The organism is Corynebacterium tuberculostearicum, from assembly GCF_016894265.1.
Taxonomy (GTDB): Bacteria; Actinomycetota; Actinomycetes; order Mycobacteriales; family Mycobacteriaceae; genus Corynebacterium; species Corynebacterium tuberculostearicum_D.
Genome location: NZ_CP069791.1, coordinates 1160526 through 1173628 on the forward strand (window position 1 = coordinate 1160526; position 13103 = coordinate 1173628).

The following is a 13103-nucleotide window of genomic DNA, read 5'->3' on the forward strand; positions in this document are numbered from 1 at the left end:
GGGAACCGATCCCGCATAAGGAGATAAGCCAGAATGACTACTGTGGCGAGACGAGATCCGGCCGATAAGGCCAAGATTGATGCGATTGAAAAGAAGCTTCTTGCTAACCCTGAAATCGCGAAACTGATTGACGACCTAGGCACGTCCACAACGGATGCCAATGACCTGGTTCGCGGCATGCTGCAAGCCTCGATTACTAGGGGTTTGAATGCCGAGATGGATGCCCACCTCGGCTACGAGTCTGGTGATAGGAGCGGCAAAGCTGCAGCTGGGACAGACAATCACCGCAACGGGTCGTACACAAAGACCGTGGATTCTAACTACGGGCCGGTCACCGTGGATATCCCCAGAGACAGGACTGGGACGTTTATCCCAACTATGGTCCCTAAAGGCTCGAGACGTTTAACTGATGTCGATGACATGATTGTCAGCTTGTACGCCGGTGGGATGACAATCAGGGATATCCAGCACCACATGGCAACGGCGATGCGGGTTGATATCTCCCATGAGACGATTTCAGCGGTTACTGACGCCGTCTTGGATGAGGTTATGGTCTGGCAAAACCGCCAGCTAGATGAGTTCTACCCGGTCATTTTCCTGGACGCGCTGCGCATTAAAGTCCGCGATGGCGGCCGGGTAGTCAACAAGAGTGCGTACATGGCAATCGGTGTGGACCTTGACGGCATCAAACACATTTTAGGATTGTGGATTGCCAAAGAAGAAGGCGCTTCATTTTGGGCGCAGGTATGCGCCAATCTTTCTAACCGTGGTGTCAAAGACGTCTTTATCGTCTGCTGTGACGGGCTGAAAGGCCTACCAGAAGCAGTCGAGGCAACCTGGCCGAACTCTATGGTGCAAACCTGTATCGTGCACCTGATACGTGCCGCGAACCGGTGGGTAGCCTACGGGGATCGCCGGGCTGTATCAGCCGCGTTGAAGAAGGTCTACACCGCCACAGACGAGTCCACAGCTAGGGCTGCTTTAGCCGAATTCGAGGCTTCCGAGCTGGGTGAGAAGTATCCCCGCTCAGTCAAGGTCTGGCAGGACGCGTGGGCGCGGTTTGTCCCGTTTCTGCAGTTCCCACCAGCAGCTAGGAAGGTGATCTATACGACGAACTCCATTGAATCTTTTAACAATGAGCTGCGTAAAGCTACTCGCAACAGGGTGCAGTTCACCAACGATGAATCAGCCCTAAAGACGCTGTGGTTGATGATCTGCAATATTGAAGACAAGCGAGCCGCCAAGAGAGCAAAGCAAGGTAAACGAGTCTCAAGAACAGCCGGCAGACTCATGGAAGGAGCCCGAGTATCCGGCTGGAAACAAGCCATCAACCAAATGGCCGTGGCCTACCCCGACCGCTTCGACAAATACCTATAAACCCAGCCCCACACACAAACAACTTGACACGCTCCCGAGGGTCACCCCGGCCACGTCGTGGTACATGATGGTATCCGCCACGATCTTGGCAATCCCCCCCCGGCTTCATTCCCGGCAGCGTCGAATTCGGTCTCCGTCACCCGAAGTACGGACCGGCATTGTTCCATGACTTGGAAGTGATTATGGAAAACTACCGGCTGGAGCGAAACTAGACGTCGGAGAAGGCAGCGCTGGCCGCGACCTAAACCTTGCCCATGAAGTAGCGAGGATGGGACTCCATTAGGGGCTCGAGTGAAGACGCGGAAATGTGGGCAATCTTGGTTTAAGGATTGGGATAGAGGGGTTGGGGGAGGCGTCGTTAAGCGCCCGCTCCTTTTATGCCCCGGCTCTAACGAGCTCCCGCAGTGCGGCCAATGCTTGGCTGCGGCTGCGGAGTTTCGATTCGCCGGCGTTGGTCTTCTCTACGGACCAGAATCTCTCCGGGCGCAGGGCGGCAGCCTCATGGAGGTGCGGTCCGCCGGTGCTGATGAAGGGGGTTATGCGGGAGGCTGTGCTAAGCGACGTGCGGCAGCCAGGCTACATCGTGCACCACTGCGCGGGCGATCGGGGCGCGGACTGCGGCTCAAAGGTACTGGGTTGTTGTGGGCGGGGTGGAAAGGGGCGTCGGCAAGCGAGGCTATGGCAGAGAACTCGATGGTGAGCAGAACGAAGGCGGGGGCGTCTGCGCGGCGCGGATGCTGCGGAAGTCGCGCACGCTAAAGGCCTTAAGGGCGCAGGACTACAGGCGCGACAAATGTTTGGGCCTATAAGTTTCTCCGTGGCCGGTGTGCTTTCTGCGTACGTATTTTGTTTAGTCTCATGCCTTACTCAGCGGGCGCTGGTAGCGTCTTATTCCATACCGCCACCAGCAGCCACAGGAGGCCATATTCTATGGACGCGGATACTTCCGATTTGCTCTTTTACATCGGGTTGGTGCTTGTCATGGTGCTCGTGTGGACCTACTACATCCTGGAGGTGCGGCGGAATCCCCGATCGGAACAGTGGTACGACGAAAGCGCCTGGGAAGGTGCAGCTAGTGATGGCGTCCTCTTCTATTATCCTTACTGCTCGCTAATGCTGGGTGCTGGCGGTGTCCTAGGGTTGGTCGAAAGCATTAACCCTCCTGAGTTGGTCGACTCAGTGCTGCGGGTTGTGTTCTTGACAGCTGTCTGTATCGGAGCTGTCGGGATGACGGGTGGTTTCGGAGTTCCACTTCCGTGGCCTTTTGTTCCGCGTTGGGTCGTCGACATTCGCAAAGCGAAACGTGCTCGAAGGCGTGAGCGTAGAGAAGCTAGGAGGAGGGGAGAGTAGGGCTGGCAGCTTTTCTGGGGGCTGAGTTTCGTCAGAAAATCTTCGCTACCACGCTGGAGTTCGTTTAGCCCATTAGCAAAGCAACTGAAGATAGTTTTAGATGTCGTGGAACCCAGCGATGACAAAGCATGAGGCGAGGACTAATTAAAGCGGTGATAGTGAGTGCGATCGTTGAGCACAGTTTCTTCGAAGGGGAGGAGACTGTCGAACTTCGAGAGTTTCTCCCACACCCGTCGTGACTCACCGCGGTTCGTGAGGGCGTGAAGGTGCACGCAGCGGAGGAGCACTGCTTCGGTGGTAAAGACTGTTGCCGCCTGTCGCTTCCGTATGAGCTGTTTCGCTTCTTCGTCGTCGATGATGATTGCAGTCATTGCGTTGGGATGGTCCTCGAGGAGCGCAAGACAATGTGCGATAGCGGTGTACTCGCCAAGGTTCTTCGCCATCCCGCCTTGAATTGTGTAACCAGGGCCAGAGAACAGATGGATGTGCTTCCATAGGCGGTCATAATCATCCGCGAGGACCTTTATGTGACCGTGTGTGACCAGGGAAATCCAGGTTTTAGAGCCGCTTTGGAACCTCGGAATTTCTAGCTTTCTTTCTACTTCGTCCTTAACAGCTTGCGGTACGTGAAGCTGTTCATCGCCCACGAACTTGAGAAGGAGATCCTGTTCGCCGGCGCAGATGAAATTGAGGAGCACGCTGGTATCGGCGAAGATAAATTTTCTAGTCATGCCGCACCTATTCTTCAGCGAAGAAGTCTGCTAGGTCAGCTTCGATATTGTTGCGATCTGTGTGCTCGTCCTGGGATGGGCGTTGCGAACCACCTGTTGAATCGAGTACTTCCTCGATGTTGACTTGTTCAGCGAAGGCAACCGAAGAAAGAGCCACGAGTCCCTGGTCGTAGGCCTTGTAAGCATCAGCAACGAGCCTTTCAGAGGCACGAGGCAACTTTGAAATCCTGGCAGCGTGATCGTAGTTGGCTTTCCAACCAAATTGAGAGGCGAGCTGCTTAGTGGAGTAGCTTCTGAGTTCCTCCTTTGTCTCCTCCGAAATGAGCCCGGCCTGGCAGAGTTGGATTGCTGCCACAGTGGGGGAGACCTGGAAGCGCTGAACGACGTCCGATAAGAGCTCCTCCTGGGACGAAGTCTGGGACAGAGTACGGAGTGCCTCCACAGGGCAGAGCACGCACCGTGCGAAAGTGTTCGCGCGCGTTTCGGAAGGATGAGTTGGATCGCAGAGCAGGGCAGCTCCGTCTTCTGTGATGTCACCGGCCATGATGTGGCCAATTTCGTGTGCCACGGTGAACCGTTGGCGATACGGATTACTGCTCGTTCCTATCCCCACTGTTAATGCACTCGAGGTGGGATCGCGAAGAGTTAAGGCATCCAAGCCGCTCGGCAATTCGAGGATAATGAAGTCCGCCTCGACCAGCTTCATGAGGCCATTGATGTCATCAATCGGTTCGGTACCTAGCAGGTGGTCTTCTCGAAAGCGGGCAGCTAGGTCAATGCCTTGCTGTGATGGGCTTTTCGATTTAGGCATTGAGGCCGTCCAAATTCACACGCAGTTGAAGGAAAGGCAACAGCTGCTGTGCCGCAGTATCCACGCCAACGCCGTCCCCGCGGGCGGCAACGCGTACGCGCTGGGAGAGCGGGGTGGCATCCACAAGCTCGGCGGCATCGATGCCCAAAGCCCATGCGAGGGCCATGATGTGGTGAAGAGTTGGCGTGGCTGTGCCCGTCTCCAGGCGGGCAAGAGTCGGCTGGGACAGAATGCCATCGGTCATGGCAGCAAGATCTCGCTGGTTAAGATCGCGCAGCTGGCGCTGCGTACGAACGCGCTCTCCAAAATCAGTAGGTATGTTCATGTTTGCACTCCTCGTTAGGTTCGATTAAACGCGTGAATCAAGATTTAGTCAATGTGATTCAGGATCTCGGGGTGCCTGGGAGAGGGGCTTGCTATGCGGGGGTTCGCTAAAGCTGAGTTCGTCCGTAAATCTCCACAATCGCCGCACTCGCATGAGAAAACGGAATCCGCTCCTGCTCAATGCGCAGCCTGCCGGCGGTGAAGAGTTGGCGGTAGGCGCGGTCCTCCTCGGTGGTGAGGTGGGTGAGTGTGGCGGAGCCGTCGCCGGGGTCGGGGACGGCGAGGTGCTGGAATGTGGTGACGGTGGCGGTGTCCATGAGCAGGGATGTGGTGTGGGGGAAGTGGGCGCGCACGGCGTTGAGGATGGCAAAGCCGGCAGCATCGAGATCGCCCCAGTAAGTGATGTCGGTGTGGTTGAGCCAGTCCAGTGCGTGAAGTTGGTGGGCGGCGGTGCCGGAGCCGAGGAGGGCGATGGTGGGAGGGGTGGCGTCGGAAAGCGTGGGCAAGGCCAGAAAGGTCTGTTTGTTCTCCACGATGAGGACGCGGGGAGGGCTGTCCGTGAAAAGGTTGGCTGCCTGGGCGAGGGGGATTTCGATATCGCTGAGCGCAGGGGCGTGGTTGAGGTAGCGCAGGCGCAGGCGGGTATCGCTGCGACGCAGGCCCAAGTCCGTGATGCCAAACGGCGCGAGGAGCGAAAGGAGCAGGCGGCGGTGGGCACCAATCCACTTGCCGTCCACGCCCTCCACCGGGACGGCGCGCTCCCATTCGCCGGAGTTGGGGTTGGCGCGCAGCCAGGTCAGGCACGGTGCGAGGCAGCGTAGATCGTAGGTGCTTAAGTCCTTCCACTGGGTATAAGACCGGCGGACGGTGTGGGCGAAGTCGGGGGAGTCGGGAAAGATGGCAGCGATGCTGTGCGCACGCTTACGGGCGCGGGCGTACTCGGCGGTGAGACCGGCAGCAGCGGCGATGCGTTCGGCGCCGTTGATGGTGATGCGGGTAGGGACGTTATTCGTGCCGAGGCCCGCGCGCGACCAATTGCGGGACGCGTAGACGAGCTCATCCTGGTGCGGCCAGCGCTGCCAGGCGCGGATGAAGTCTTGGGTGGTGCCGATATCGCGGGCGGCGGCAGTGGCTGTCGGTGGGTGCAGTGGCCACGCCAAGTGCAGCGAATCCGGTTCGGCGAGCGCTTCGGCGAAGTGGTTGTGCAGGTATTTTGCGGTGTGGTACTGCAGATCTTTAGGGCTGCGCATGGTCGGGATCCTGGTAGGTGGAGGCGTCGATAAGCGAATAGCCCGTGCGGGCCTGCGGGCGGCCATTGATAGTGGGCTCGTCGTACTTGACCACAATCGTGCCATCCACGTAGGGCGAGAGTGTCTGGATGAGCTTGAAAGGCGTGGCCAGAATCATGTGGAAGCCAAAGGACGTGAAGACAGACATGGCCGTGCGCGTAAACGTGGGATCGGCGCGGTCAAAAGCCTCATCCAGGATGATGGAGCCATAGGTAGGCACGTCTTGGTCGGGCTCCGCCAGACGGAAGCGCAGTGCCGCCGCCAGGCAGAAGAAAACGAGCTTTTGCGCCTGGCCGCCAGACAGCGAAGCGGAATCCTGGTAGGTATTGGCCGTGGTGCCATCGGGGTAGCACTCGCGGCCGATGAAGCTGACGTGCCGGCGGGTGTCTAGCACCACGTTGCGCCAGCGGATATCCTCCGGTTGGCTGGAACCCAAGCGGCTTAAGATCTTGTCCAACGCGTGGTAGCGCGCGAGGGCGGCCTCTGCATCATCGGCGCTGATTTCGCCCAAGCTGTGGGAGGTAGCGGCGTCGAGATCCCGCTGGAAATCGTGGACTACTTGGCCGCGGGCATCTTTGACGTCGATGCGCAGCGTGCGCTCCCCATTGAAGGGCGAGCGCTCAAGCGACTTGTTGATAAACTCCATGCGCATTTCAATATCGCTGCGGGCGCGCCGCAGGTCCGTGGTGAGGTGGGAGAGGTTACGCACAGTTGCGCCGTTGAGCAGCTCGAGGAAGCGGGCGCGGAAATCCGCCAGGCGGTCAGCGCGCAGGAACTTGAGCTTTTCGATGCCCTCGCCCGCGTAGCTCGCCTGCGGCTCAATATCCGCGGCTTCCGCCGGCCACTGGGCCAGGTAGGTGTGGAGGACGGAGACGATCTTCGCGTTGGCGTCTTCGATGCGCCGCGTAGCAGTGCGGGCGGTGTTCTGGAGGCTAGCTTGCACCTCATCGCGCCGGGCATCGATGTCATCAATGGTGAGCTTGCGCTTGCCTTTGTGTAGGGCTTCTTCGACAGCTTTCGCGATGTCCCGGTCATGGATTTCCGGTACGGTGCCGATGGCGCGGCGGCGCGCAGTGGAGCGCTCAAGCTCGCCTTCGATGTTGCCCAGGTGCTTTTGGGCGGCGTTAAGCCGGTCGCGTGCAGCCGTAAGCTTCTGCTTGGCCTGCTCGTGGGCTGCAGCTAAGGCTTGGGCCTCCGGGGAGGAGGCCAGCGAGTCATACTGCTCCTGCAGGTCCTTCCGGCGGGCCTTAGCGGAGGCGGTGTCGATGTCCTGGAAGGAGGTTTCCAGCACCTGCTGGGCCTTATCGCGCTGGGAGCGCAAGATGTCCATCTTCCGGTTCAGGTCTTGGACCTGCTTGGCCGTGGCACGAGCGGTGGCCTTGGCCTCCGTGAGCTGGGCGCGAAGCAGCTCAATCTTGGCGGTGTTGGTGGAGCCCACGCGGTACCAGGCGGTGCCGGTAAAACGCTTGCGGTCATCTTTGATGAAGCGGGTGGAGCCGTCCTTATCCTTGGGGCGGCTTTCCAGGCCGTCGCGCGTTACCGCCGGGGCGGTGGTGACCTTATTCAGCTCCGCAACCGAGTCCACGCACTCGTAGTTAAAGCGGCGCGAAATATGCTGGCGTACCCAATTCGCCATGGCGTGGTCTGGGAATTCCAGCTTGTGGATGAGTTGCCGCGGGCTGCGCGCGGAGGCCGGAACGGGGGCGAACTCCGGGATGGTGCGGTACTCCAGGCGGGTGCCCACGTTGCGGGAATTGACCCATCGGTTGATGGTGTCGCGGGCAGCTTCGGGCACGAGCAGGGTGGCGGCAAAACCGTGGAGGAGTTTTTGAATCACCGGCTCCCAGTCCGCCTGCTGCGGGCTGATATCGATGAGTTCACCAGCGAAGGGGAGCTCGGATTCGGTATAGCCGGTATCCCGAGCTAGCTGCGCGCGCAGTTCTACCAGAGTCTTGTCGATGTTGGTGCGCCGCGAGCTAAAGGAGCGCAGTTCGCTCTCGAGTGTCGCGCAGGCGGTGGCCGCATCGCGGGCGCCCACGCCGGCTTCCTGCTGCTGGTTGGTGAGGTCGGCGGAGTCAGTTTCAAAATCCGCGATGCGCAGTCTTGCGTTGGCCTGCAGCTCAGCAAAGCCGTGGGGGCTAAACTCGTAATCTTTAGTCCACGCGCCAGCCGCCGTGCTCAGACGCTGGAATTCCTTCGTGCGGTGCTCAATCTCCCTATCTGCAGTCTCCATCTTGGCACTTAAAGCATCGAGCTCGCCTGCACTGAGCTGGGTAACGGCTACCGCGGCGCGGCGTTCGGCATCATCCAGGTGCGCGACCTCAGCGTTGAGGGTCTCCGACTGGGACTGGGCCTCCTCCAGCTGTGCTGTGAGCGCACGGATGCGGTAGTCCAGTTCCTCTGCCACTAGGCGTGCGCGTACCGCCGGCAGCGCCTCGCTCATGGCCTCTGCCTTCTCTTTCTCTGCCTCGGCGCTTGACCGTTGAGAGTGGAACTGGGGCAGGGGAGCTAGCGTATCAATTTGGGCCTTCACGTCCTCGACCCGCAGGTAGGCTTGGCGCAAGTCCTCAAACTGTTCCACAGCTTCATCCGCCCTGGTAAAGGTATTCGGCACATCCAGCATGTAGTCCCTAAAGAGCTGGTCCAGGCTGGATAGTGACTTCGCGGACTGTGTGCGGTGCAATAGAAGCTGGCCCTCCACATTCTTAATACCCAGACGTTTGCGAAAGCGGTCCGCAAACGTGGCATAGGTTGGAGTGAAGGATGCACCGGGCCCCTTATACAAGGCCTTTATCTTGCGAGTATCCAGGCTGCGGGTGAGCAAGGGGCTGAGCTTATCGACGTCCTCATCGCCCGGCACCAGCCCATACAACTTCTTGATCTGGCCGACGGAGTTCTCACCGCCGTTGAGGCGGAAAATGGCGAGGAGGGTGTGCTGTTTGCCCTGGCCATTGTCATAGGTCAGCGCCACCACCGAGTTTGTGGCACCCTCACGCAGGTACTCTGGGGTAATCTCACCGGTCTGAGTATTCTCCTGCTGCCGCCACGCACCACGCACGTAGGAGACCAAATTGCGGCCGTTGTGCCGACCGAGGTCTTGCTGCGAGGCCGCGTTGAATTTCACGTGGTTCTGCGGAACGAGGACGGCCGACATGGCATCCAGCAGCGTGGATTTACCTGACCCCGAGCCACCGGTGATGAGGAAACCTTTGCGCGCTACCGGAATGGAAAAGTAGCCGTGGAAGGTTCCCCAGTTGATGAGCTGGATGCGGCTGATGCGGAACTGGCCTGGGTAAAGGGTTGTGTGCTTAGTCATCGGTAGAGTCCTCCTCAGTGTCCTCCGTCCGGGCCAAGCGGGCGTATTCATCCCGGATGGCGGTGACCGTTGAGGCATCGAAAAGCTGGCGCAGCACCGGGGAGACCTCCAGCCGGCCTTCGGTCTCCGTGGCGCTGAGCAGCGAATAGTCATTCTGTATGCGCTTAATGGCCGCGTTGAAGCGCTTAGTGAACCCGGCCTCGTCGCGGTTATCCACCGCGCGGACATAGCCGATGCTTTCCCGGAGATCCTCCACGTCCACGATGACGCGCTCACCCGGCAGCGCCAGCCCCAGCTCCTGGCGCAGGTTCAATAAGATGGCGGTATCGATGTGCTTGAGCTTGTCCGTGCGCAGCACCTGCGGGATGCTCAAACTGTCTTTCTCTACCATGCGGGTAAAAGCAAAACCCTCGGTCTCATCGATGACGAGCTCGAGGAACACCTCGTGCAGCCGGGCACGCAGGTTCTGTTCATCGGAGATAATCGCTGCCCACAACACCGGCTCGTTTTGCGCGCGAATAAGTGGCCCTTGAAGCAGCTGCACCAAGGCGCGGCGCGAGTGGTAGGTCAGCGTTCCTTGATCGTGTTCCCACAGCGGGGGCTCGTGTGCGGAATCAACGCGGGGACTGTGAGCGGCGGTCACTGAAGCTCCTCAATAGTTGTGTGATCGAAATACATAGTAGGAATCTGCGCGGCACGTATGGTGCCATCCTCCTCAGTCCACGTGACTTTCTCATAAGACTCTCTCACAGCAGGCAGCGGATGTTGGTCAGCGATGTGGACTAATCCCACCACGCTGGCCAGGCCTTGTGTTGGGGGATGGGCCTGCAGGACCTGGGCGATGGTGCAGGGGCCGGAATCGCTCACTGTCTGCCGAATCGCTTCGTGCAGCTCCTCAAAGTCGATCTCGGACTCGCGCACCAGCTCATACAGGGCTTGTGCATCTTCTTCGCCTGGTTGGAAGGCTACGGGCGCTTCCTCCACCACCTCGCGCCCAGGGTTGGCCAAGCGGATGCGGGAGACGGAGTGAATAGACATGCCGATGCGCTGCAAGGGTGTGTCCATCCGGTGGAAGGCCTTGAGTTCACTAGTTTGCGCGGCATCAATGGCCATTCCGCGGGCTTCTCGCAGTAGCTCAATCATGCGGCGATCCTCCGCGAATTGTTCCGAGGATACGTAGTGTCGCAGGCTGCGCGCCAACCCCGTCATGGTCTGGTTTACCTCAAAGCTGGTTTCTTCCATATCGCGAAAGAGGCTGCGCAGCTGCCTACGCCTAACCGGTGCTATGTCTCGACCGGTATCGCTATCGAGTACCTGCTCAATCCACTGGTCTAGCCAGGCGCTGCGCTCCCTATCCATAAGGAGGGAATAAAAGCTCTGGAAACTGCGGCCAGCGTCTGATTCCGCGATGTGGTCCACGCCGTTGAAGATCTCCTCCAGCACGTCACCGCGGTATCCCTCCGGATCCAAGAGCTGCCGGCGAAGCTGGTGGTTGAGGGCCTCGAGCTCGTGGCGCACTCGAGCGAAATCGCTCGGTACTGCCATAGCCATATTGAGAACGTCCTGGACTCGTTCCTCCGTCTCCGCAGCGGTAAGTCTTTCAAACTGGCCCAGCTGTGCTTTCTCGATCTCGCGGTCAATCCGCGCGCGTTCTGCTTCCAAGCTGGCCACGCGGCTGGCGATGTCCTCATTAGTATCCCGCGCCAACCTCTGCAAGGCCGAGCTTATCGATTCCACACGGGAGGCTGTTACCGTGGTCACTGGTGCTTCCCAGCGCTCGATAGCTTCCAGTGCAGATAATGCTTCCTCGCTGGGCTCGAGTGTTTCACCCCGTGAGCTTCTCCCGGATTTGCGCACCAACCAACCGGCCTTGACCCAATCATTGCAATAGCTTTGTGGCGTGCGGGGCATGGGAAACTCGCTGGCGATGACTTCGAAATCAGTGACCATGAGTTCATAGACTTCCGCCGCCGGACGCGCACGAGTACCGCGCGGAAAGTACTCCGCAATGACAGCCAGGATCACCGGCGCATTATCCGCAGCAAGAAGCCGGATCGCGGCAGAATCATGCATCAAACGCCGGAGTGACAGCGCGCGAGCTTCAACAGACATGATTCGATTCTGACAGGTGTGATGGACATGCGCAGGAAAGTGAGAACAGTATTAACTCAAGGAGGGGTGTTGCGTTTAGGTTGTGAGTACGACGAGCTGGTTACCGCAACATTGACGCCTGGGGCCGCGTAGGTTTCAGGCCTTTTCTAAGGAATCCGTTTCGGATGTAGATGAAGACTAATTTTTCGGTCATGTTTCTTGATGACGTTATTGAGCCCACCGCCGTCATGGGTGAGATGATTCGGGTGCGCCAAGAGCAGGGCGGTTCTGTTTTGCTGGCAGTGAAAGTCGATCCCGCACACGTGTCCAGCTATGGCGTATTCGATATTGAGGCTACCGACGATGATCGGGTGAAGAAGGTTGTGGGCATGGTGGAAAAGCCGGGGGTTGAGTATGCGGCGTCGAATTTGGTGGCCACGGGGCGCTATCTTTTGGATTGCGCGATTTTCGCTCCCCTTGCCGCATCGAACCCGGCAAGGGCGGGGAGCTGCAGCTTACCGGCGCCATCGCTCTCCTCATTTCCGAGGGACACCCCGTTCGCGTCGTGGTGCATGATGGCATGCGCCATGACCTCAGCAATCCCGCCGGCTTCTTTCCCCGAGCGTAGAGCGCGGGCTCCACCACTCGAAGTACGGCCCAGCTCTCTTCGCTGAGTTGGAGGTCCTGCTGGAGAAGTATCGGGGTAAGGTGGGGTAGGCAAGGCGGTTAGGGGGTTCAAGGGCCTGATCCCCGACCTGTCCAATTTCCGGGGGCCAGGCCCGACGCCTCGTTTGCGGTCAACCACGACGTGAGCGAAACAGTTAAATCACATTCTGCTTACTACGAGAATGTGGAGCTATCTAGAGTATTAGAAAGTTAAGCGGAAAGCTCGTCCTAATACACCCTGTCATCGCCGCAAGATAACTTCACTTTGATGGTTCACACTAATTGGAGCGTGGTGAGGGGGATAAGAAGTTCAGCTCGCCTGACCTCGTCTGGCACTTTTCTTAGCGAGGTCCATTTCGATCAATTAGCGCAGTTAAGGGAAGCCCGAGGGGAACCCTAATTGTTAAAAATCGACGATTTTATAAAATAGGCGCTCCAGCTGGCGGGCCAATTGATAAAAACCTGCGTTTTTAAAAAAATAGGGTTTGAGCCTTGCTGGTGCGCCGAGTGGTCTTCTGGGCGCCGACAAAAGAGGTTGCGCAAAGCATAAAAATACCCACGCGGCGCGCCTGATGGCGCGGCGTGGGCGGGGAGAGGACTAGAAATTAGTCCTGTGCAACACCGACGTTGACCTCGATGTTGCCGCGGGTGGCCTTGGAGTAAGGGCACATCTGGTGGGCGGCGTCGGCAAGCTCTTGTGCCTTGTCATCCTCAACGCCTGGGATGGTGACCTCGAGGTCCACGCCGAGGTAGAAGCCCTCGTCGTTCTTGCCCAGGTTAACGCGAGCGCCGACGGAGGAATTCTCCGCATCTACGCCCTTGTCCTTGGACACTGCCTTGAGTGCGGAGTGGTAGCAGGCGGCGTAACCGGCAGCGAAGAGCTGCTCCGGGTTAGCGCCCTCACCGCTGCCGCCCATCTCCTTCGGGGCGGTCATGGTGAAGTCCAGATCGGAATCCTTGACTACAGCGCGGCCGTCGCGGCCTGCTCCGGTGGAGAGTGCTTCGGTGGTGTATACGGCGTCCATGATGACTCCTTTTCTATTGGGTCTTTGTACGTCCGCCGATTGTACGCAAGAACGCTAATCTTCGACGACGGTCATGGTGACCTCGATATTGCCGCGGGTGGCGTTGGAGTAAGGGCAGGCTTG

At 58.8% G+C, this 13103-nt stretch carries 9 protein-coding genes and 2 pseudogenes; 3 read left to right on the top strand and 8 right to left on the bottom strand.

Annotation, left to right across the window (positions count from 1 at the left end; translation table 11 throughout):
* Window positions 1–33: 33 nt before the first annotated feature.
* Both I6J28_RS05640 and I6J28_RS11745 read left to right on the top strand, forming a co-directional pair.
* Window positions 34–1377 (top strand): IS256 family transposase, encoded by a 1344-nt coding sequence (locus I6J28_RS05640; RefSeq protein ID WP_204608743.1) that lies wholly within the window; start codon window positions 34–36, stop codon window positions 1375–1377.
* Between the two features lie 36 nt (window positions 1378–1413).
* A pseudogene (locus I6J28_RS11745) lies at window positions 1414–1589 on the top strand (UTP--glucose-1-phosphate uridylyltransferase); the annotation flags it as partial.
* A 1278-nt stretch (window positions 1590–2867) separates the two neighbouring features.
* On the opposite strand, the gene I6J28_RS05645 reads toward I6J28_RS11745, so the two are convergent.
* The 7 genes from I6J28_RS05645 to I6J28_RS05675 form a co-directional block, all read right to left on the bottom strand.
* Complete coding sequence (locus I6J28_RS05645) at window positions 2868–3458, bottom strand: hypothetical protein (protein WP_204611304.1); 591 nt, start codon at window positions 3456–3458, stop codon at window positions 2868–2870.
* A 7-nt stretch (window positions 3459–3465) separates the two neighbouring features.
* Complete coding sequence (locus I6J28_RS05650) at window positions 3466–4269, bottom strand: ImmA/IrrE family metallo-endopeptidase (protein WP_204611305.1); 804 nt, start codon at window positions 4267–4269, stop codon at window positions 3466–3468.
* Entirely contained in the window at window positions 4262–4594 is a 333-nt protein-coding gene (locus I6J28_RS05655; RefSeq protein WP_204611306.1) for a helix-turn-helix domain-containing protein, read from the bottom strand. The genes I6J28_RS05650 and I6J28_RS05655 overlap by 8 nt, the downstream gene beginning before the upstream one ends.
* Window positions 4595–4700: 106 nt before the next feature.
* A complete protein-coding gene (locus tag I6J28_RS05660; RefSeq protein WP_204611308.1) occupies window positions 4701–5843 on the bottom strand; it encodes a DUF3322 domain-containing protein in 1143 nt (380 codons plus the stop codon).
* The gene (locus I6J28_RS05665) at window positions 5830–9198 is read right to left on the bottom strand and encodes an ATP-binding protein (protein WP_204611310.1); all 3369 of its coding nucleotides are present in this window, start codon (window positions 9196–9198) and stop codon (window positions 5830–5832) included. Before I6J28_RS05665 ends, I6J28_RS05660 begins: the two co-directional genes overlap by 14 nt.
* A complete protein-coding gene (locus I6J28_RS05670; protein ID WP_204611311.1) occupies window positions 9191–9841 on the bottom strand; it encodes a DUF4194 domain-containing protein in 651 nt (216 codons plus the stop codon). The genes I6J28_RS05665 and I6J28_RS05670 overlap by 8 nt, the downstream gene beginning before the upstream one ends.
* The gene (locus I6J28_RS05675) at window positions 9838–11310 is read right to left on the bottom strand and encodes a DUF3375 domain-containing protein (protein WP_204611313.1); all 1473 of its coding nucleotides are present in this window, start codon (window positions 11308–11310) and stop codon (window positions 9838–9840) included. Before I6J28_RS05675 ends, I6J28_RS05670 begins: the two co-directional genes overlap by 4 nt.
* A gap of 179 nt (window positions 11311–11489) precedes the next feature.
* Here I6J28_RS05675 and I6J28_RS12000 point away from each other — a divergent pair.
* A pseudogene (locus I6J28_RS12000) lies at window positions 11490–12006 on the top strand (sugar phosphate nucleotidyltransferase); the annotation flags it as partial.
* 554 nt (window positions 12007–12560) lie between these two features.
* Here the strand turns inward: I6J28_RS12000 and I6J28_RS05685 are convergent.
* A complete protein-coding gene (locus I6J28_RS05685) occupies window positions 12561–12980 on the bottom strand; it encodes an organic hydroperoxide resistance protein (RefSeq protein WP_204611315.1) in 420 nt (139 codons plus the stop codon).
* Window positions 12981–13103: the final 123 nt, after the last annotated feature.